22 protein-coding genes are annotated in these 20,534 nt (G+C 39.0%); 3 read left to right on the top strand and 19 right to left on the bottom strand.

Features of this window, described 5'->3' with window-relative positions; genetic code table 11:
• Window positions 1–3: 3 nt before the first annotated feature.
• From ML543_RS15565 to acpS, 8 genes are all read right to left on the bottom strand, one after another.
• On the bottom strand, window positions 4–405 hold the full coding sequence (locus ML543_RS15565; protein ID WP_243388352.1) for an anti-sigma regulatory factor: 402 nt from the start codon (window positions 403–405) through the stop codon (window positions 4–6).
• Window positions 402–773 carry an STAS domain-containing protein gene (locus ML543_RS15560; protein ID WP_243388351.1) on the bottom strand — a complete coding sequence of 124 codons (372 nt, stop codon included), beginning with the start codon at window positions 771–773 and terminating at the stop codon, window positions 402–404. The genes ML543_RS15565 and ML543_RS15560 overlap by 4 nt, the downstream gene beginning before the upstream one ends.
• On the bottom strand, window positions 773–1,600 hold the full coding sequence (locus ML543_RS15555; RefSeq protein WP_243388350.1) for an STAS domain-containing protein: 828 nt from the start codon (window positions 1,598–1,600) through the stop codon (window positions 773–775). Before ML543_RS15555 ends, ML543_RS15560 begins: the two co-directional genes overlap by 1 nt.
• A gap of 572 nt (window positions 1,601–2,172) precedes the next feature.
• Window positions 2,173–2,523 carry a type II toxin-antitoxin system endoribonuclease NdoA gene (gene ndoA, locus ML543_RS15550; RefSeq protein ID WP_243388349.1) on the bottom strand — a complete coding sequence of 117 codons (351 nt, stop codon included), beginning with the start codon at window positions 2,521–2,523 and terminating at the stop codon, window positions 2,173–2,175.
• Window positions 2,524–2,527: 4 nt separating this feature from the next.
• Window positions 2,528–2,809, bottom strand: a complete 282-nt coding sequence (locus ML543_RS15545) for a CopG family ribbon-helix-helix protein (protein ID WP_243388348.1) — start codon at window positions 2,807–2,809, stop codon at window positions 2,528–2,530.
• A gap of 322 nt (window positions 2,810–3,131) precedes the next feature.
• Entirely contained in the window at window positions 3,132–4,277 is a 1,146-nt protein-coding gene (gene alr, locus ML543_RS15540; protein WP_243388347.1) for an alanine racemase, read from the bottom strand.
• Window positions 4,278–4,465: 188 nt separating this feature from the next.
• Window positions 4,466–5,479 (bottom strand): LolA family protein, encoded by a 1,014-nt coding sequence (locus ML543_RS15535; protein WP_243388346.1) that lies wholly within the window; start codon window positions 5,477–5,479, stop codon window positions 4,466–4,468.
• A 120-nt stretch (window positions 5,480–5,599) separates the two neighbouring features.
• Complete coding sequence (acpS, locus tag ML543_RS15530) at window positions 5,600–5,962, bottom strand: holo-ACP synthase (RefSeq protein WP_243388345.1); 363 nt, start codon at window positions 5,960–5,962, stop codon at window positions 5,600–5,602.
• A 94-nt stretch (window positions 5,963–6,056) separates the two neighbouring features.
• Between acpS and ML543_RS15525 the strand changes: the two genes are divergently transcribed.
• On the top strand, window positions 6,057–6,650 hold the full coding sequence (locus ML543_RS15525; protein WP_243388344.1) for a rhomboid family intramembrane serine protease: 594 nt from the start codon (window positions 6,057–6,059) through the stop codon (window positions 6,648–6,650).
• A 51-nt stretch (window positions 6,651–6,701) separates the two neighbouring features.
• Here the strand turns inward: ML543_RS15525 and ML543_RS15520 are convergent, their stop codons facing one another.
• From ML543_RS15520 to ML543_RS15495, 6 genes are all read right to left on the bottom strand, one after another.
• Window positions 6,702–8,105, bottom strand: coding sequence for a PH domain-containing protein (locus tag ML543_RS15520; protein ID WP_243388343.1), 1,404 nt, complete (start codon window positions 8,103–8,105; stop codon window positions 6,702–6,704).
• Window positions 8,098–8,580: a PH domain-containing protein gene (locus tag ML543_RS15515; RefSeq protein ID WP_243388342.1), complete on the bottom strand. Its 483-nt coding sequence runs from the start codon at window positions 8,578–8,580 to the stop codon at window positions 8,098–8,100. Before ML543_RS15515 ends, ML543_RS15520 begins: the two co-directional genes overlap by 8 nt.
• Window positions 8,581–8,953: 373 nt before the next feature.
• Window positions 8,954–10,411: a degradosome RNA helicase CshA gene (gene cshA, locus ML543_RS15510; protein ID WP_243388341.1), complete on the bottom strand. Its 1,458-nt coding sequence runs from the start codon at window positions 10,409–10,411 to the stop codon at window positions 8,954–8,956.
• 464 nt (window positions 10,412–10,875) lie between these two features.
• Window positions 10,876–11,616, bottom strand: a complete 741-nt coding sequence (locus ML543_RS15505) for an alpha/beta hydrolase (RefSeq protein WP_243388340.1) — start codon at window positions 11,614–11,616, stop codon at window positions 10,876–10,878.
• A gap of 17 nt (window positions 11,617–11,633) precedes the next feature.
• The gene (locus tag ML543_RS15500; protein WP_243388339.1) at window positions 11,634–12,995 is read right to left on the bottom strand and encodes a UDP-N-acetylmuramoyl-tripeptide--D-alanyl-D-alanine ligase; all 1,362 of its coding nucleotides are present in this window, start codon (window positions 12,993–12,995) and stop codon (window positions 11,634–11,636) included.
• 66 nt (window positions 12,996–13,061) lie between these two features.
• Window positions 13,062–14,147, bottom strand: coding sequence for a D-alanine--D-alanine ligase (locus ML543_RS15495; RefSeq protein WP_243388338.1), 1,086 nt, complete (start codon window positions 14,145–14,147; stop codon window positions 13,062–13,064).
• Window positions 14,148–14,377: 230 nt separating this feature from the next.
• On the opposite strand from ML543_RS15495, the gene ML543_RS15490 reads away from it, so the two are divergent.
• Both ML543_RS15490 and ML543_RS15485 read left to right on the top strand, forming a co-directional pair.
• A complete protein-coding gene (locus tag ML543_RS15490; protein WP_243388337.1) occupies window positions 14,378–14,695 on the top strand; it encodes a thioredoxin family protein in 318 nt (105 codons plus the stop codon).
• Window positions 14,696–14,719: 24 nt separating this feature from the next.
• A complete protein-coding gene (locus tag ML543_RS15485) occupies window positions 14,720–15,271 on the top strand; it encodes a flavodoxin family protein (RefSeq protein ID WP_243388336.1) in 552 nt (183 codons plus the stop codon).
• A 71-nt stretch (window positions 15,272–15,342) separates the two neighbouring features.
• On the opposite strand, the gene ML543_RS15480 is transcribed toward ML543_RS15485, so the two are convergent.
• The 5 genes from ML543_RS15480 to ML543_RS15460 all read right to left on the bottom strand — a co-directional run bounded on the left by ML543_RS15480 (window position 15,343) and on the right by ML543_RS15460 (window position 20,447).
• Window positions 15,343–17,067: an ATP-binding protein gene (locus ML543_RS15480; protein WP_243388335.1), complete on the bottom strand. Its 1,725-nt coding sequence runs from the start codon at window positions 17,065–17,067 to the stop codon at window positions 15,343–15,345.
• A 15-nt stretch (window positions 17,068–17,082) separates the two neighbouring features.
• The gene (locus ML543_RS15475) at window positions 17,083–18,273 is read right to left on the bottom strand and encodes a beta-ketoacyl-[acyl-carrier-protein] synthase family protein (RefSeq protein WP_243388334.1); all 1,191 of its coding nucleotides are present in this window, start codon (window positions 18,271–18,273) and stop codon (window positions 17,083–17,085) included.
• A gap of 271 nt (window positions 18,274–18,544) precedes the next feature.
• Entirely contained in the window at window positions 18,545–19,030 is a 486-nt protein-coding gene (locus tag ML543_RS15470; protein ID WP_243388333.1) for a hypothetical protein, read from the bottom strand.
• A gap of 164 nt (window positions 19,031–19,194) precedes the next feature.
• Window positions 19,195–19,362, bottom strand: coding sequence for an antitoxin VbhA family protein (locus ML543_RS15465; RefSeq protein ID WP_243388332.1), 168 nt, complete (start codon window positions 19,360–19,362; stop codon window positions 19,195–19,197).
• A 284-nt stretch (window positions 19,363–19,646) separates the two neighbouring features.
• Window positions 19,647–20,447 (bottom strand): HAD family hydrolase, encoded by an 801-nt coding sequence (locus tag ML543_RS15460; protein WP_243388331.1) that lies wholly within the window; start codon window positions 20,445–20,447, stop codon window positions 19,647–19,649.
• Window positions 20,448–20,534 lie beyond the last annotated feature (87 nt).

Raw genomic sequence — 20,534 nt, 5'->3', positions numbered from 1 at the left:
CCCCTATCGAAGCCATTTCACAACGGTTATTTCTGTCCCTTCTCCCATGTTAGACACAATATCAAAGTCATCCATTAATCGCTTAACTCCCGGCAGTCCAGCACCTAATCCTCCCGATGTTGAGAAGCCATCCTCCATCACCTTTCGAATGTCGGAAATGCCAGGGCCTTGATCTTTGGCGACCACTTTCATTCCCGATTTCCCAACATGATCAATTCGTTCAATGTATATATGCCCCTCTTCAGCATATAGATAAATATTTCGAGCAAGCTCTGAAATCGCAGTCGTTATCCTAGCTTGGTCGACCGAGCCAAACCCGAGCTCTTTCGCTAGGTTGCGACCTAATTGGCGGGCAGCTACGATGTCCCACTCTGTCACAATTTTTACATAAGACTCGTTGGTCATCGGCTTCCCCCCAACTCCTGCTGAAGTTTCTCAAGGCCTTTTTCAAGATCAAGCGCGGTATGTACCTCACGAAGTTCAATCCCTAATTCAATTAGCGTGATTGCAACAGCAGGCTGGATTCCAGTCAAGACAACCCTTGCTCCCATCAGCTTTGACATATTGATAACATCCCCTAATATTTTGGCGATGAAGGAATCAATCACCTCAACCGACGTTAAGTCAATCACGACTCCTCTGGCACCGGTCGTATGAATTTTATTAAGTAAATCTTCTTGAAATTGTAAAGCCGTTTGGTCATCAAGCTCTAACTGAATGGAAACGAGCAAGCAATTATATAATTTTAAAATAGGAATACGTTGAATTTGCATTACTCACCCTCCACTTCAACAATTTTACGATTCGTCATTTGTAAAGCCGTTTCAATTCCTTTTAATAACGTGTTCTTCGTTGTAATGTTACTGAGGTCGATACCAAGGTTAACGATGGTTTGTGCGATTTCAGGACGAATGCCGACAAGCAAACATTTAGCCCCAACCAATCGAACAGCCTCAGCAGCTTGGATGATATGGTGCGCAACCATCGTATCAACCACAGGTACTCCTGTAATATCGATTAGAACTACTTCAGAACGATACTTCACGACGCCATTTAATAAGTTCTCCATTATACGTTTCGCACGATCGGTATCGATTGTGCCCACAAGCGGCATAACTGCGATTCGATCAAACACTGGGATTAATGGGGCAGACAATTCTTGTAGAGCGATTTTTTGCAAATCGATAGTTCGTTCAAATGTGGCAGTATATTGTTGGAGCAATTCGGCATTAATTGGAGACACCACTTTCTCAATCTCCCAAAGAAGCTCCACATGTCTCTCTGATGACTCTTTTTTTGCCAACATTTGAAAGACCACGCGTTCAAATATACTTAAGCTCTTCGTAACCATATGTATCGGCCAACCAGCCTGCACAAACTTTCGAGAAAGCTCCTCAGCTTTCGGGGAAATTTTCTGTTCAGGGGTGAAATAATAAAGGTTTAACATGGAGATATAATCATTAGAAATCGTAGAAAAGACTTGCTCTGTCACGGTATTCGAATATTGCTCTTTTTCTTCTAGTAATTGTTGTGTCCACGTTTCGATAATTACTTCTCTATTTTTTTCAATGAATGTTGGTACCATTTTGTTCTCTCCCATTGAAAATCCTCCTCTTCCCATTTGGTTATTCATAAAGGTGATAGAACCGATAATACTAAATAGAAATCATTCTCATTTTATTATACCTGTTCTTAACAATTGTGAAAAATACAATAATTTTAACGAGGACTATGCTGTCTATCATCAACATATCCTAATATCGATTCAGGGGAGGATATTCAATTTTTTCTTAAAAAGCTAGCCAGTGTTGCTTTCCCACCATTATTTCATTGAGACTTTGCTTGAGATATTTCCTTTCTGCCGGGTCCTTTCCTCTACATCCAGCAGAAGACAAAAGCCTTCCGCTTGAAAAAATCACCCTAACCGCATTTGATTAGTACTAGGCGAAAAGCGCAAAGTGCAAGTCCTTAGGCGAAGGGCGCTGGAGGACGAGCGAGGAGGCTTCCGTCGTCACAGCAGGGCCGAAGCGACCCGAGCTGATGGCGCTTGGAGCTAGACACAAAAATACTGTAAAGAGAATACTTTAACACTTTATTGAACGTAAACTTTCTGTAACAACAAAAAAAGTTGCCATTAAAGGCAACCTGTAAGGACATATTTATATAAGTGCATTAAAAGTCGATAAGCCCTAGACTAATTTGTAAGGCCTCATCCACTTTTTCCATCATTTCATCATCTAAATGAGTAATTTTATCAGTTAACCGTTGTTTATCAATGGTCCTGATTTGTTCGAGCAATATGACTGAATCACGTTCAAAACCGTACTTTTTCGCATCAATTTCAACATGAGTAGGCAACTTAGCCTTTTGAATTTGAGCGGTAATGGCCGCAACAATCACCGTTGGACTGAACCGATTTCCAATATCGTTTTGGATGATTAAAACAGGACGAACGCCTCCTTGCTCGGAACCAACAACTGGGGATAAATCAGCAAAATAAACGTCGCCGCGTTTAACAATCAATGGATTACCCCCCGCTTACTAAGCGTTCAACGGTGTGGTCCGCTTCATACTCAGCTAGAAAGGCTTCAGAAGCGATATTTAAATTAATCTTTGCCATTTCCATATAACCACGTCTCATCGATTCACGAATTTGGCGCTTCTTACGTTCACGTAAATACATTTTAGTGGCTTGATAAATAAGATCACTTCTATTTCCGTTTTCCTGTTTCACTAAACCATCAATTTCAGAAACAAGTGTTTGCGGTAATCGTACTAAAATTTCAGTTGTTGCGCTGGACTCAGACACAAACATACACCTCCACCGATCTACACAGCCAATTCTCCATTCCACCTTCAATAATATCACTTATAGTAGGTGAATTAAAGCCATTTTTGTATATTTCCCCTCTATTATCGACAATAAATGGATTTTTTTATTCATGATTTCATTTTATTGTAAGGCTAATTTCTAAAAGTTGCGGCTTTTTGTTTTACACCAAAGGCGAAAGGCGGACGTTTTTCAGCAGTAAAACCAACCCTCCTACACCTTTTCTGGAAGGGCTCAATCACTATTGCTACACTTTAGTCGCTGTTTTTCGCTACACGTTAAAAAATGCTACGAAAACAGCCTAAAGCAATGAGTTTCTCACTTCCATTATACTCCCATTTTTTAAAAACATACGGGGAACACGCCAACTAATCATACAAGGTACTTCATAATTGATGGTTTCAAGCCTTTTCGCCACTTCATTAACGGAAATGGTTTGATCTTTTTGTGAACCGATTAACGTTACTTTTGTTCCGAGTGGTTTTTCTTCCTTTAATTTAATCATCATTTGGTCCATACAAATCCGGCCGACGATTGGTACACGTTCTCCATCTACGAGTACGTCACTTCCTGATAGACGGCGAATCCAGCCATCTGCATACCCAATCGGTACGGTTCCAATCCATTCATCTTCACTTGCTGTATACGTCGCTCCGTAGCTTATTTTCTCTCCCTTTTTCACCTTTTTAATATGGACGATCGATGAATGAAGAGAAAACGCTTCTTTTAATTTGAAAGGAATTTCATCCACAATGTCTAATGAAGGCGGAAGACCATACATTGAAATTCCATACCGCACTGCATTAAAGACATCGTTTGGAAAACGTAAACTCGTTGCACTATTGGCGCAATGAATTAAAACACCCTTATGCTCGAAATGCTTTAACATCGTTAGAAAACGATCGTATTGCCCTTTAAAATACGCAGTATCTTTTTCATCAGCTGTTGCAAAATGAGTGAAAACACCTTCCAATTGAAAGCAAGCATGAGTATCAATAAAGGAAAGTGACTCGACAAGCTCTTCTTCCTCTCGAATTCCGAGCCTTCCCATACCTGTGTCCAGCTTCATGTGTAAACTTACTTCGTGATGAAGCAAATACTTCCCTGCTTGTTTTAACCATTCTTTTGAATAAGCTGTTAACGAAATATGATTTTCAGCAGCAATTGTAACATCAGATGGTCGCACAGCCCCCATGACAAGAATTGGAACTGTTACCCCTTTCTTTCGCAACGCCAAGGCTTCATCTAAAAAAGCGACTGCTAAACGTGTAGCCCCTGCCTTTAACGCCGCATTCGCCACTTCAAGGTCTCCATGACCATACGCATTCGCTTTTACAACAGCCATAATTTCCGTATTAGGTGGTAATTGTTTTTTCAATGATTGAACATTCGCTTCAATATGATCTAAATTAATTTCTGCCCACGTATCACGGTAAAAGTTCTGCATTTCCTTCCCATCCTCTACATGTCGAATGTTTTATTTTCCATTTTATCACGAAACATTTCGACTTTGGCAAGATAGAAACAAAAAGCGTATGTGCGAAGAAGCGGAACAACCAGCAGATAAATTTCGCCTCATGTAAAAAGTTCTTTTCTCATGAAAAGAATCGAGCGGTAAAACCGCTCGATACATTTTTACTTTCCAGCTTGAGCTTGAACAGATTGGGCAATTGAAATCATTTCATCTTGCGTCAAATCACTTGATGCAAGCATATAGTTTACACCGTCATAAGACCATGTCACCGATTTTTCGGTAAGTGCCCCAACTGTAAATCCTAAATCCACTGGTTCCCCACTCACGTATTCAGCTGTTGTAACAGGCGCAATGGACGCTCGCTCTTGTATTAACGTAAATGAACGTTCTCCACTGTAAGTTAATACAATTCGCTTTCCATCTTCAGTCGCGACCTCTTTTTCTTGCGTTAACGTAATGCCTGGTGGTAAATGTTCTTCCTTCGGATACATAACAGCAAACTTATCTTCCATCTCTTGTGCGAGAGTTGGTATTTCTACTTGTGCATTGGACATATTTTTCTCCATGTCAAATGCATTTGCATCAAATTTCGGATTCGCTTCGAAATTTGAAAACTCAACTGTCACGAGCGGATTTTTATCTACATCTAGCACTTTTACCCCCATCGGAGATAAATCTTTATTAAATGTTATTTCTTGATAAGGAAGCATATTGCTATTTTGATAGTTCGTTTTTGTCCCAAATACGTATGTGTTTTCGACCGCCTCAAATGTAGCCTCTCCATCATTTAATACATCTTTTACAAGTGATTCATACAAATATGCTTGGCTACTATTTTGTGGCCACTCACTTTGAAAGCGGAAGCTTTTGTTGAGTGCCGGTGTCAACACGAATACCCCATCATCATTTCTGAGTATAATTTGGCTTTGTTCTTTACTTGCGTTTTTCAACGCCACTCGATAGTAGTTTGGCTTTTTATGCCAAACCTCAACTTCATAAACTTGTGGCTCTTCCCCCGTTTGAATCGTCATCTTCGCATCCGTTTTATACCCGTTTAATTCTTCCACCTTTTTATCAAGTGAATTCGTAATATCTTCTTGCGACTTCCCCCCGCACGCTGCTAAAATTCCGCTCACTAGCACGAAAACCAATAGTAACAGAAAGCCTCTCCTCAAGTTTTTTCAACCCCTTTGTCTCAATTGACGTTACAAGAGATGATGAAACAGTATCCACCGCTTCTCTCAGCTCTCTTATCGCACTAAAAATATATGAGACAAGGATAGGGTTTATGCAGACTAGCTTTCAATCATTTCGATAATTACTTGCGCAACCGCAAACTGATTACTATGTGTAATCGTTACATGTACAGTATGATGGGTAATCATTTGATGAAGAACAGGTCGACCCAATTCATCATTTAACACCTCTATATCTTGGAAACTAACTTGTGCACCAATCCCTGTACCAATTGCTTTACTAAACGCTTCCTTTGCGGCAAAGCGTCCAGCAACATATTCAATCTTCCGATGTTCAGACAGTTCATCGTATCGTTCTTTCTCACGCTCCGTTAATACTCGAAAAACAAAACGTTCATTACGAGCAATTAGATCACTTATTCTTTGTAATTCTACGATATCTAACCCAATTCCACTTATCATCCTATTCAACCACCTTTATATGTACTATTCTACCCACCTAACGCATACATGTTTAGTATGAAGTGAATCTCGTCCTGTTAAAGGAGTTTATCTTATGTTTACTCGAAATGAAAGCTTTCAAACCTTCGTAGAGAAATACCCCATCATTACCTTAATCTGTTTCTTTCAACTCATTTTATGGATTTTATTCAGTTTACCATTCCCCATCTTCACGCTTTATTTCGGCCTTTTAAGTGGTTACAACGGAGGAATTGACGCAGGTGAATGGTGGAGACTACTAACTCCAGTGTTTCTTCACGCTAGTTTTTCCCACCTACTCTTTAATTCACTTGCCCTTATTCTATTTGCCCCGCCACTCGAGCGTATGTTAAAAGGATTGAAGTTTACTACCTTTTATTTCACAACGGGTATACTGGCTAATGTGGCGACTTACATTATTGAACCTCCATTTTACATTCATGTCGGAGCATCAGGTGCCATATATGGATTGTTCGGTCTCTACGTTTTTATCGCTATGAAACGTCCGTATTATATGGATAAACAAAGCAAGCAGCTTATTTTAACCATCATTGGAATTGGACTAATTATGACGTTTTTAAGTCCAAATACGAATGTCGTTGCGCATTTAGCTGGTCTTATGGCTGGGTTTCTTCTAGGACCACTATTTTTAAAAGCTCACAACAATTAGTCAGACAGGATAAAAAAGGGGCACATTGTATTGCGCCCCTTTCACTCTATTTTATGAACGTGAATACCAATCATAAATCTCCATTCCATCTTTCTCTTCTAAGTGTCTGACAGAATACAATCTCCCCGAAAATCCGTTCATGATAGAAGAAGAGATGGTTAAAAGATTCTTCCTTCTTTGAAAATAGGTCGATTGGACATCCAAGGATTGAATTCGTCTTTTCTCCATTAAAACAACTACTTTGCTTATGTGTCGAAAGGATAGCGTCAGTCGGTTTCCATCTATCAACCAACCGCCATCCCTGTATTGATAATAACTTATGAAAAGACTAACGGGGACAAGTAGTAACGCCAGCAGCCCCCAAGGTGCGAATATCATCGATAATGGAACAGCCACTATTAGTGTCAACATGACATTAACGATCGAAAACCGAGGCAGTGCTCGTTTCGGCAACGGATTGAGGGTTTCAGGAACTCGGATGAGCAAGTATTCTTCTAACTTCTTAATCAATTCTTTCTTCGAAATGAGCGGGAACAAAATGCCCCCTTCATCTCCTTCACCATTTCCTGTACTAGCCGTTTCAATGTAAACGGTCGCGAAACCGAAAGCTTGGCGTACTGGATTCTCGACAATTCGCACCGCTTGGATTCTCTCAAGCGGTACCGTAAATGTTCGCTTTTCAATTACCCCCTTTGAAATGGTCAACTCATCTTCCTTCAGTACGACGCGAAAATGAGCATACTTTAACAGAACCCCAAGCACACTAATTCCCCACGCTACCACTAAAAGAAACGTAACGGTTAACAAAATGGTGACGATACCGCCCTCAAGAATCTCTTTTACCCGAGTTTCAATAGACGAAAAGAATTCATTCGTCAACAATTCATCGAACTGAGACAAAAAAGCTAATATTGAAAGGATGACACCGAAGCCACTTGACGTTGCGGCAGTCATTAATAGCTGTTTTGTTGTCATTCGATAGATTGTTTGATCGCGCTCCTTTTCAACGACTTCTTGATGCTTATTCATTCGAAGCCATTCCTGAAGTTCTACCGCATCCTCTTTCTTGATTGCTGACAGCTCAATCTCTGCTTGTTCGCCTCCACCAGCTGTTTCAATTTGAAGTTTGACAAGTCCAAACAGCTGTTGAATAAGTCCTGCTGACACATGTACCGTTTGAATTCGTTCTAGTGGGATATATCGTTTCTTTTTAAAAATCCACCCATAATCTAACCGAAACTCATCTTCTTCCACACGATATGTATAATGTATCCAATAGATAAAACTATATAAAAGGATGACAAAAATAATAACGGCCATTCCGATGTAACTATAAATTTTATATTCTACTGGCATCCCAACAAATAAAATTAAAAAAGTAGCGATTAAATTTCTCAACAATTTCACAAGCTTCACAATGCCCGCAACGGGATGAAGCCGTCTTGCTTCATACATCTTCTTTCGCCTCCCTCGCAAGTTGGGAGATATAGTCGCGAAGTTGATCTGCTTTTTCTACATCTAATGCCGGTATCTCATGGACAGTAGCTGCCGTTGCGATGGTTACATTGGCTAATTTATACTTCCGAAGAATAGGTCCTTCAGACGTGTCCACATGTTGAACTCGAATCATAGGGACTAATACACGTTTGACAACAAAGACGCCGTATTGAAGTTCCACTTCATGTTCCCTTACTTCATACCGCCACATTCGATATTTAACACTTGGGACATACATAACGGAAACGATCCAATACAGGATATAGCCACCCCCAGCGATCCATAAAACCCAATTGGGTACTTCCAAAATAAAGTAGCTAAAAAGTGCTCCTGCTACGAGGAAAACGAGCACAAAAAAAGCATTCAAAATCGCATTCAGCCGAAACACATTTAATGCTTTTCGACTTAACGCATGGGTGGGGTATGGTCGCAATTTAATCCCTCCATTACTAATTCATTAAGAAACACACATGATTTTACACTCACACCCCGGACATGAAAATTTATTCTCCCCGGGGTTTTTTCTTTCTACCATCTACCTATCATGATCGATCATTCAGCTCATAGGTAATTTTTATTTTCACAGAAAAAGCGCAAGTCCTTAGGCGAAGGGCGCTGGAGGACCTGCGAGGAGGCTTCCGTCGCCAAAGCAGGGCCGAAGCGACCCGAGCTGATGGCGCTTTGCGCTAGACACCAAAAAACTGTAAAGAGAATACGTTAACACTTTATGGAACGTAAACTTTCTGTAACAATAATAAAAAAGCATGCGGTCACCCCGCATGCTCTTTTTCTCTGTCTTCCTCTACTTATCTTGAGCGTGAGGATGAGACATTTCGGTTTCCTCTAGAACGATTGTGAGATTGTCTCTTTTTCTTTACACCTTTACCTTTAAAATCACGCTTCGTGTTGGAGCGATTTTTATCTTTCTTAACAGGAGCTGGTGGTTCAGCCGTTAATTTGACAGGCGTTGTATCTGGCTCTTTTGTCATCATTTTCATCGCAGCCGCAATAACGGATACGGAATCATGTTGTTCCAAAAGCTCTTCTGCCGCATTACGATAATGAGCTAAGTTCTCATTTTCGATAACCGCTGATAATTTTTCAATCGTTATTTTTTGCTGACCTTCAAGCGCTTCATCGAGCGTCGGTGGACGCATTTTATCCATTTTGCGCTTTGTCGTTCTTTCAATATTTTGTAAAATACCGAACTCTCTTGGCGTAATAAACGTCATCGCCATTCCCGTTTTTCCAGCTCGTCCTGTACGTCCAATACGGTGAACGTAGCTCTCAGGATCTAACGGAACATCGAAATTATACACATGAGTTACACCTGAAATATCAAGTCCACGCGCGGCAACATCTGTTGCCACAAGCACATCAATCGATCCTTCTTTAAACTTACGAAGGACGGATAGTCGTCTAGCTTGACTTAAGTCACCATGGATTCCTTCAGCTGAGTAACCACGGATCGTTAACGCTTCTGCTAATTCATCTACACGTCTTTTCGTACGTCCGAACACAATTGCTAGTTCTGGAGATTGGATATCTAACAATCTCGTTAAGACATCGAACTTTTTCTTCTCAGGTACTTCTAAATAATATTGCTGAATGTTAGGTACCGTTACTTCTTTTGCTTTTACTTTCACATGCTCCGGCTCACTCATGAAACGCTCAGCAATCGCTTTAATTGGTCCAGGCATCGTCGCTGAGAATAAAAGTGTTTGTCTTGTTTCTGGAACATTTGCTAAAATCGCTTCAATGTCTTCAATAAAGCCCATGTTTAGCATTTCATCTGCTTCGTCAAGTACCACTGTTTGAACTTGGTCAAGGCGAATGGTTCTACGCTTAATATGATCTAAAAGTCTTCCAGGCGTTCCCACAATAATGTGCGGACGCTTCTTTAAAGAACGGATTTGACGATTAATATCCTGTCCGCCATAAACGGATAAAATTTTCACTCGTTTATGATACCCAATTTTATATAACTCTTCAGATACTTGGATGGCTAACTCCCTCGTTGGCGCAATCACGATTCCTTGAATCGCACCGTTTTCTACCTCAATTTTTTCTACAAGTGGAATTCCGAATGCAGCCGTTTTACCTGTACCTGTTTGTGCTTGTCCGATAACATCCTTATTTTCCAAAGCTAACGGAATCGTTTGCGCTTGAATAGGCGTAGTTTCCTCAAACCCCATATTACTAATGGATTTCATTAATTCTTGGCTTAACCCAAATTGGTGAAACGTTTTTGTCAATGTATTCATTCTCCTTTTAATCAATAAAATTCTATCTATCTAAGTGTAAAATGAATGTACTCATCAATCACCATACTGACAATTGAACTTCCGTCTATCTGCTATTCAATTGCATATAAGGAAAGTTACACTCTCCTATTCGTTCTGAAAAACGATGTAGCTGGGAAGTAATTTGTTGTTTTCCATGAAACGAGTCCATACTGTAGTTCATGATTCGGAAAGTTTCGAAATACTTGACTAGACAAATTTCTTTGGAGGAGAGTTGAGTCAAAGCCTTTCACGCGTGGTAGAAGTTTATCTTTCCAATATGCTAAAAAGAAAAGCCCTTTCCAAGGGCGGATTGTTGATTCCAAATATTGTACACTTTAGGTGTAATCATAACACGTTATATAAACCTTTTCAACAACTCCTTTATTTACCAAAGGCCCGTTCCATCATTCTCTTCAATAAATCGACAAAAAAATCGTAAGCCTTTACACTTTCGAAGCGAAAGATGGTGAATGGTGACTAAACTGCTTGACACGAGCATTTACTTGAAGGAATACTTCAACTTTTTCTACAAGCGTTAAAAAGTCATCGCCGTGACAAATTAAATGCTTTGACATCGGGAGTAGTAGTAGCTCCTTTTCTACAGCAGGAATCACCCGATGTAAATAATGAGCACTCTTTACTGGTACAATCCCATCTAACTCCCCTTGCACAATTAATGTCGGCACCTCAACATCCCGTAATGAAGGTTTTACATAACGTACAAGCTTTTGAAATTGACGCGTAGCGCTTAACGGTGTTTGAGCAATCTTATTCTTATAGCGCAAGAACAATTCGTTTTCACTTAAATTCCGCTGAATTCCGTCTTGAATCATCTGCTTTATATCCAAAAGCATTTGCTTCGGATTCATATAAATTGCGGCCGCACTTAACAACACAAGCTTTGAAATATCATATTTGGTTGATAAATAAGCAGCAATCAGTCCTCCCATTGAAAATCCAATGACGTACACACTCTGACACGATTGAAGCAACTGAACAAGTTCTTCTTCTGCTTTTTCGATCCATTCTTGAAAGCGAACCCCTCCTAAGGAAAGGGATTCGCCGTGCCCCGGTAACGTAGGCACGCGAACTTCCCATTTCGTTACTTTACGCAAATGATTAGCTAATGGTTCCACCTCATAAGGTCCCCCTGTAAATCCATGTATACAAAGGCAACCGATCATGAGGAATCCCCCCTTTGTTAAATTTCCATTAACGCATGAACCACTTCTTCTAACTTCATCCCACGAGAAGCTTTTACCAACACAACATCTTTCGGCGTTACAACACTTCTTAAGTGCTGAATTAGTTGTTGTTTATCTGTAAAAGCTAAAATGCGGTCTTCAGGTAAATGTCCTTTAGCACCTTTTGCGATTTCTTGCCCTAACGTTCCGTACGTATATAAATAAGCAATTCCAGAATCTTTTACAGATTCGCCCACTTCCTGATGATAGCGGATTTCTTCATCCCCTAGTTCAAGCATATCTCCTAACACTAAAATCTTTTGTCCAAATCCTGTCATATCTTTCAACAGCTGAATAGCCGCTTTGACAGATGTGGGACTTGCGTTATAGGCATCATTAATAACCGTTAACCCACCAGGACCTTGTTGCATTTCTAATCTCATATTACTCATCTGAACTTGTTTTAGTCCCTTAATCATGTTTTCTTCCGTCACATTTAACGCTTTTCCGACACAAATGGCTGCCAGCGCATTTAGAACATTATGTCGCCCAAGAACCGGGATGTTTATTTGTGACTCAATGTTGTTGCAAGTAAACTCCGTACTATCTTCTTTTTGCATAACGGATATTGGATAGAGGGTGTTATGTTTTGACTGACCGAATGTTACCGTTTCGTACTTATCGTAATTTTTGCGAAGCAACGGTTCATCACCATCATAAATAAACACACCTTCTGGCTTTAATCCAGCTAAAATTTCGAGTTTTGCTTCTGCAATTCCTTCACGTGAACCAAGATCCAATAAATGGGCCTCGCCGATATTCGTAATTACGGCTACATCCGGTTGCGCCAACATAGATAGAAGCTCTATTTCTCCTCTTCCGCTCATTCCCATTTCCAAAACAGCCACTTCTGTATCTTCTGGCATGCTTAAAATCGTTAACGGCATTCCAATGTGATTGTTAAAGTTCCCATTCGTTTTATGTACTTTGTAAATAGTAGATAAAACGCCGGCTACTAAATCTTTTGTCGTAGTCTTTCCATTACTCCCCGTAATCCCAACAACTTTCGGTTGAACTTGTTGAAGATAGCTATGAGCTAGTAATTGTAAGGCTTTAAGTGTATCGTCAACAAAAATGACCGGATAATTCTCAGGAGCTCCTTCAATTGAACGGTCCCACAAAGTGGCAACGGCTCCATTTTCAAAGGCCTTCTCAACAAACTGATGACCATCAAAATTTTCGCCAACAAGTGGAATAAATAAACTTCCTTTTTGCGCTTGACGTGAATCCGTCGAAACACCAGTTATGTGAACATCGGCTTGATGGCTTGCTGAACCATCGACCATTTTTACGACTTGATTAAACGTTCGTTTGATCAACGACTATCACTCCTTGTATAGAAGAGAAGAAACACTATCCCTTATGAATAGTGTCCCTCTTTTTAATTAAAATGTATGTTTAATCTTTTGTTTTTGTTCGTGACGCTCTATCCCAAGCTCTACTAGCTTCTCAATTAGTTTTGGATATTCTACGCCACTATGCTTCCATAATAGCGGGAACATACTAAACGGCGTAAATCCAGGCATTGTATTAACTTCGTTAATATATGCCGTTCCATCTTCTGTTAGGAAAAAGTCGGCACGAACAAGACCTGCACCATCAATTGCTTTGAACGCTTGAATGGCCATCTCTTTGATGGTTTCATATTCTGCTTCTGTAATTTCTGCCGGAATGATCAGATCAGTATCTCCATCTTCGTACTTCGCTTTATAATCATAGAATTCTTTTTTAGGTGCAATCTCACCAACAACTGAACACATTGGCTCATCGTTTCCTAACACACCGATTTCAATTTCACGACCGACAACCGCTTCTTCGATAATAATCTTTCGGTCAAACTCAAACGCTTCCTCAAAAGCTGTTATTAAGCTTTCGCGATCTTTCGCTTTATTAATCCCTACACTTGACCCTAAGTTAGCCGGTTTTACGAAACAAGGATATCCTAATTCTGCTTCAACTTTCTTATAGGCTTCCTCGCGACTCTTATCCCACTCTGTACGTGTAAAGGAAACATATTTCACTTGATTTAATCCCGCTTGCGCAAATAAATTTTTCATAATCACTTTATCCATACCCGCAGCAGATGCTAACACACCATTTCCGACATACGGAAGGTTTAGCAACTCTAACATACCTTGGATTGTGCCATCTTCTCCGTTCGGGCCGTGTAAAAGTGGAAAAATAACGTCAAGCTCACTAGAATCCTCTTCCTTCGTTGACGGGAAAAGCTTCTGATTCAGCATAACAGGTGTAAAGGTTTCCGCTCCTTTAGATAAACGTAGCTCCTTTACTGATTCAACAGGACCTGTCAATTGAGCTCCTCGAACCCATTCTCCTTCTTCTGTAATGTATATTGGGTGAACATCGAATTTTTCTTTGTCTAACGCTTTTATAACCGCAAGAGCTGTCTGCAGTGAAACTTGATGTTCTGCAGATTTCCCCCCATAAACTAATCCTAGTTTAATTTTCATGCTATTGCCTCCCTAATGTGAGTGCTATGACTCAATTCCGATTCATTCGTCTATCTCTGTAATATTGTATCATCTTCGGGGTTGTTTTGTTATCTCCTTCCATAACTTTCGGTTTCAATGTTCATTTTCTGTCAAAGCAAATTGCAACATAAAATAAATAAATTATATTACAATATATTATGTATCATAAATTGTTAGCAACCGATACGGAATAGTAGGAGGGGTATATTTTGAAAGCGATTGAGTCTGTTGAACAATTTGAGAAAATGATCTCGAGTGATAAAGAGGTATTAATAAAATTTTATGCATCCTGGTGCCCAGATTGCACGCGCATGGATATGTTCATTGGAGAAATTCTAGAAGATTATAGTCAATATGAATGGTTCCAAATTAATCGTGATGATTTCCCTGAGTTAGCTGAAAAGTATCAAGTAATGGGAATTCCAAGTATTCTAATCTTTAAAAACGGTGAAAAACTAGCTCACCTACACAGTGCAAATGCTAAAACACCTGAGCAAGTGCGAACTTTTTTAAGCGAAAGCTTATAATTTCTCTTCAAAGTAGGTGAAAGAATGAAAGTAGTAGTACTGAATGGTAGTACACGACCAAACGGGAACACGGAACAATTAACAAACCATATCCTGGAAGGTCTCAAGTATACGACGATTCATTTAAAAGACCATACGATCTTACCAATTGAAGATAAAAGGCATGATTCGGAAGGCTTTCAACCGATTGACGACGATTATGATCAAATCATTAAGCAAGTGCTTGAAGCGAATATCATTATCTTCGCCACTCCACTTTATTGGTACGGAATGAGTGGTCCGATGAAAAACTTTGTCGATCGCTGGTCTCAAAGCTTACGTGATCAGCAACTAAACTTCAAAGAAGAAATGAGTAAAAAGAAAATGTTTGTCATCACAGTTGGTGGGGATAACGCGAAAATAAAAGGGTTGCCTCTGATCCAACAATTCCAGTACATTTTCGATTTCGTTTCTGCCTCTTTTGAAGGTTATGTAATCGGAAGTGGAAACCAGCCAGGAGAAGTACTTCAAGACGAGCAAGCTCTTCAACAAGCGGAACCACTTAGAAATAAATTAAACCGTTTAATGAAAGCCTAATATGAAAGAGGGTTAAAAAAGTTCGTTTCCCCGAACCTTTTTAACCCTCTTTCCGGTTATATATCCCTTTTTCAATCATGTGTAATCGGTAAAGTAATGAAAACTGTTGTCCCTTTGCCGAGTTCACTTTCAAATTCTATTTCACCGTGATGACGTTTTACAATTCGATAACAGACCGTTAAACCAAGGCCCGTTCCTTTTTCCTTAGTTGTGTAAAACGGCTCGCCCATTTTCTTTAAACGATCACTGGATATTCCAACCCCATCATCCTTTACCGACACATCGATTTTGTCGCCGTCCTTTTTCTGTATCGCGATTCGGATGTTTCCTCCGTTCGGTAAGGCTTCAACTGCATTTTTTACAATATTAATAAACACTTGTTTAATTTGATTTTCCATCCCGTCTATTTTAGGAATGTCCCCAGTCTGCTCTATATCAATCTTAATATTTCGCATGATGGCAGATGTGTCCATCAACATTTTGACATCTTGCAAGATTTTCACAACATCCATTTTTTCAAATACATCTGCCTGTGGTTTTGCTAGTAAAAGTAACTCGTTAATAACTTCACTGATCCGATCAATTTCACTCGACATAATATCAAGATAAAAATGCCGCTTCTCGTATTGGCTATCATCTTTCATTAGCTGAATAAAGCCTTTTAGAGACGTGAGCGGATTTCGAATTTCATGGGCAACACCCGCAGCTAACTCCCCGACAACACCTAGCTTCTCTGTCTGTCTAATATATTCTTCTTCTTTTAATCGCTGGGTTATATCGTTAGCCACATAAAGCATAAGCTGATGCCCTTTTGTCGTCATCATCGGAATCTCTTTTATTTCTAACTTTCGAGAAATGCCATGATCATCCGTGACACTTTTTTCATATTGCTTGATTTCTTCTTGTTGAAAGTCATATTGAGATGGATGCCCTTCAAATAATGTTGATAATCGCAATTCGTTTCCAAACGCCTTTTCATACGCACGATTGACAATTACAAATTGACCGTCCATATCTTTGACATATAAAAAATTCGGATTCAAATCGATAACCGTTTGTAAAAAGTTCTTCTGGTCCACCAGCTCACTATTCATCTCTTTAATCATTTGATTGTTCGTATAAAAGTACGCACTAAAAATGACCATCGTTACAAAAACGGCATTGAATAATGAAATGGGTAACGGGTAGACATTGAATCCTGATAGCGCTCCATTAATAAAAACGAACAAGATGGATACGACAATATATATCCCGAATGAGCGATAAGGATTTTTCTCCAACCTTCTTACCATTAAGAAAAGCAACCCCGTGCTCGCAAACACAAGCAATACATTGATCATATAAAGCGAATTAAGCTCGCCATAGACAGGGTAGAAATGTCCAGGAAAAAACTCCGACCCTTCAACATATTGAATTTCTTGTATTCCTAACGGTGTAAAGTTCACAATATAAACCGTCAAACTAAACAATAAAAGCAGTAAGTATATCGGACGATTTAGAACCACTCTCCACTTTCGATATTTCGGACCTAAGCGTTCGAAAATGGTAAGAGCTAAATAATAGACAAACGGCAAGTACATAATTGAGCCGAAGCGAAAAATCTTAAATAGTAACAAAACCGCTTCTTCGGTTAAAATCCCTCTACTGAACAAGACAACAACATCAAAATTCCAAATAAATAATAGTAGCAAAAAGGTTCGAAGCGGATGTACCATTCTTGAGCGTTCATTCACATACAAAAAGATAAACAATGCGAGCGGAATGAGCGAAATGGCAAGTAGCATATAAAAATACATGTAATAAGTCCTCCACTACGGTTTTCTTGAAACAAGTAGGCAAGCATTATTTCCCCCATACCCATGAGCAGTTAACAAAACTCGATGGACGGCTGTAGTCGTCAATTCCCTCACAATTGGCAAATGGCTAAATTGAGAATCAATTCGACCGATAGTTGGAGGAATGAATCCTTCTACGATACTCATTAATGCCGAAATACATTGTAATATACCAGAGGCTCCAAGTGAATGCCCCAACACACCTTTTATCGATGTAACAGGAACTTTACACTGAAATAACTCTTCACAAATGCGCTTTTCAATCCGATCGTTTTCTAGAAGTCCTAGAGCTTGACTATTCACATAGGAAATTTCTTTTTCTTCGACTACATCCTGAATCAATTTGTAAAGATAGTCGCCTGACGGATCGGACTTGTAGATAGAAATAGCATCTTGAGACATCGCACCCGCTTCAATATATCCTAATATATTAACCTGACGATTCTTGGCGAATTCCTCACTCTCTAATACTAATACCCCTACTCCTTCTGATAGAACAAATTCATTTACTCCACTAAACGGACCGATGGGCTTTTCAGAACTTGATGTGGTCATTAATGTGTTAAGCTTTGTAAAACCCGCAACAACTAAATCAGACAAAGCCAGATCGACTCCACCAACAATGGCCCCTTGAATTTGCCCTGATTCGATCAAAGCTTTAGCAAGCAAGATAGCGTCAATACCAGAAGTACAGCTATTACAAATCGTAAAAGAAGGACCATGAAGATGAAAATAAGATGAAAGTGCTGTCGAAATACTGTTATCATTTAAGCTTCCTATACTGGTAGGACGAAGTTTTTTCAGTCCAAGCTCCACTGCCTTCTTTTTAATAGATTCCACTTCTTGAAGAACACCAGAAGCGGTTCCTATCACAATTCCAAAATTAGTATCTAAAGCTTCAAGTCCTTGAAGCTCTGCCATTTCCACAGCTTCTTTTGCAGCAATGATGGATAATCTAGCTGCTCTCGGAAACTTCATGAATTCCGGCTCCAAATACGAAAATTCATCTACATCCACTTTCCCTACGACAATAGACTTTTCTTCCGAGTAGGGATGTGATATAGACGTAAAGCCTTGTTTGTCACTTTGTAACACGTTTTTAAACTCTTCTGAATTCGTTGCCTGAGGTGCAATGACACCGTATCCCGTAACACATATGTTTTTCATCCAGCATCCCTCTAGTGTTCGTTTAAGTCAACATATCTATTATCCTATTATAAATGGAATAAATACGTTAATAAATAAAACCACAAAATCCATTTATCATAAAAAAATGGATATTGAACCAATCAATACCCATTCCATCTATCTACAAAAGTATGAGCGTCCTCCTTTCGCAATGAAGTGTATGATCAAAAACAACAATCTTTAGAAAAACCTTGTATTTTTTCAAACAAAGAATGGGTGTCCCAATCTACTTTTGGGACACCCTCTTTGATTAAGGTCGCTTTACTTTGTATTTATTTTTTTCTTGTAGAGTTAGTAATTCGTTAGAATTCATATGATTTGATAATATATCGAAATCAGTTTCATTATAAATAATATCTTTAACAACCTTATCTTTATTTAAAAAAATCATGCGTTTCTGACTATCTTGTAGTAAGGGTTCAGAAGAGAATCCCATAAGATGAGAAAAAAAAGATGTGTGTGGTGATATCCATTCAACCCCTACAATTTCTTTTACAGAATCTTCTGGGGTATAGGGTTGAAATATATAAACTTCTGACCATTCAAAATCAAGTTCATTCTCTAAACTCAATTCATGATTATTCTGTTGCATGACCCTAGTGAGTTCGTTTACTACATCTCCATCGTCTACCATATTGATGTTATATAATGCATACTTTACCGCAATAAATAATCCAAATATACATAAGAATCCAATTATGATTTTTTTAAGATTTTTTTTCGTAATGGTTGTCACTCTCCTTATGGATATTTTTAACATGGTAAATTATAACTTAAAAATTATAAAGTTAATATATTGCAAGTGTTTTTTATTGTTAAATTATTAGATTGTGCTGAAAGAAGAAACCACCAATTCTTTGTATATTAAAGAATTAGTGGTACTAACTTAAGTGACAGAAGTTATTTGCGTCTTGCTAGTTCTAATGCTTGTTGATGAAATTCTTCTTCCGTGATTTCGTCTTTCATAACCTTTCGTAAAAAAGTTTCTTGTTCAGGCGTTAAATATTTCCCTTCTATGGCATTGGTAGATCTTACATATGCCCAAGCCTTTTCACAAAAGTCGCTCATCACATTCCCTGCGGAAGCTCCACAACAGTTTGATTATATGCCTGACATTCACAAGTCATATTCTGTCTGAATGCTCCATTTTTCATTTCATCATCGACATGATAAGTTGGCAATGCTTCATGTTCACGTACTTAATTTGAAAGGTATGATATACGATTGTCGACACCACCCTTTTCTAACGCCCGATTGGAATGAGTCGCCTTCATTTTTTCCAATTATTAGATCATTTCAAAATCAAAAAGCAACAATGTATATGAAAATACCCTATCTAAAAGAATCTTTTGTCATCCATTTTTAACATTTCTTTCATTTAACAGCGGAATTAATTGTGATAGGGAGTTAATTTCATAAGCTGGCTGTACGTCCATATATGGAGCTAGCTGCTTACGGTTTAGCCATATCGATGGAATGTTTGCCTGATTCGCTCCTAATATATCGGTACTTAACTTATCACCGATCATCACCGCTTCCTCTGACTTAACCTCCATAAGTGATAAGGCATGCTGGAAAATAGAAACATCTGGCTTGCCTTTTCCGAATTCACCTGAAATGACGATATGTTCGAAAAAGGAGACGAGTTCTGGTACACTTTGCAACTTTTCTTTCTGTAAACTTGGGTCACCATTTGTCAAAAGCAATAGACGATAATCCTTTTTAAGCTCTTTTAGTACAGTAAAGGTATCTTCATAAACATACGGGCGTTTTCTTCTTTCAACACCGAATTGAAGAGCTAGCTCTTTCGCAAACGTTACATCATTTATTCCAACAGATTTCAATCCGAGATACCACGCGTTTTCACGGTACGTAGGAACCAATTCATGAAGCTTCTTTAACTGTTCGTGCTTCCATTCTGAAAAAGAAGACCAAAGCGCTTCAAACGGATTAATCCCAATCATCTGTACATAAGGGTATGTCTCGTATGATTGATATAGCTTCTTCGCTTCATTTCTAACTGCCTCTTCTAGCTGAGAAGCATCTACCCCATATTTTTCTGTTGCCTTTAAACAGGTCGCATGAAAAGCTTCTTCCACACTTCGTTCATCCCATAGCAACGTATCGTCTAAATCAAAAAATACAGCTTTCATCTTCGCTCTCCTCCTCGTTCTCCTTTATCGTAGCATACTTGCTCAAACTCTATTTCAACTTACTTTCAAAATTGCCGTAATACGTCC

It is taken from the genome of Bacillus kexueae, from assembly GCF_022809095.1.
In the GTDB taxonomy this organism is placed as follows: domain Bacteria; phylum Bacillota; class Bacilli; order Bacillales; family Aeribacillaceae; genus Bacillus_BZ; species Bacillus_BZ kexueae.
Note: the sequence above shows the minus strand (reverse complement) of the source record. Positions and strands in the feature narration are given on the sequence as shown.

Coding starts and splice junctions, on each gene's coding strand:
- ML543_RS15565 (WP_243388352.1), bottom strand. CDS start 405: ATGACCAACGAGTCTTATGTAAAAATTGTGACAGAGTGGGACATCGTA.
- ML543_RS15495 (WP_243388338.1), bottom strand. CDS start 14,147: ATGAAAATTAAACTAGGATTAGTTTATGGGGGGAAATCTGCAGAACAT.
- ML543_RS15460 (WP_243388331.1), bottom strand. CDS start 20,447: ATGAAAGCTGTATTTTTTGATTTAGACGATACGTTGCTATGGGATGAA.
- ML543_RS15525 (WP_243388344.1), top strand. CDS start 6,057: ATGTTTACTCGAAATGAAAGCTTTCAAACCTTCGTAGAGAAATACCCC.
- ML543_RS15520 (WP_243388343.1), bottom strand. CDS start 8,105: ATGTATGAAGCAAGACGGCTTCATCCCGTTGCGGGCATTGTGAAGCTT.
- ML543_RS15465 (WP_243388332.1), bottom strand. CDS start 19,362: ATGAGCGACTTTTGTGAAAAGGCTTGGGCATATGTAAGATCTACCAAT.
- alr (WP_243388347.1), bottom strand. CDS start 4,277: ATGCAGAACTTTTACCGTGATACGTGGGCAGAAATTAATTTAGATCAT.
- acpS (WP_243388345.1), bottom strand. CDS start 5,962: ATGATAAGTGGAATTGGGTTAGATATCGTAGAATTACAAAGAATAAGT.
- ML543_RS15475 (WP_243388334.1), bottom strand. CDS start 18,273: ATGAAAAACATATGTGTTACGGGATACGGTGTCATTGCACCTCAGGCA.
- ML543_RS15560 (WP_243388351.1), bottom strand. CDS start 773: ATGCAAATTCAACGTATTCCTATTTTAAAATTATATAATTGCTTGCTC.
- ML543_RS15555 (WP_243388350.1), bottom strand. CDS start 1,600: ATGGGAGAGAACAAAATGGTACCAACATTCATTGAAAAAAATAGAGAA.
- ML543_RS15505 (WP_243388340.1), bottom strand. CDS start 11,616: ATGATCGGTTGCCTTTGTATACATGGATTTACAGGGGGACCTTATGAG.
- ML543_RS15485 (WP_243388336.1), top strand. CDS start 14,720: ATGAAAGTAGTAGTACTGAATGGTAGTACACGACCAAACGGGAACACG.
- ML543_RS15480 (WP_243388335.1), bottom strand. CDS start 17,067: ATGTATTTTTATATGCTACTTGCCATTTCGCTCATTCCGCTCGCATTG.
- cshA (WP_243388341.1), bottom strand. CDS start 10,411: ATGAATACATTGACAAAAACGTTTCACCAATTTGGGTTAAGCCAAGAA.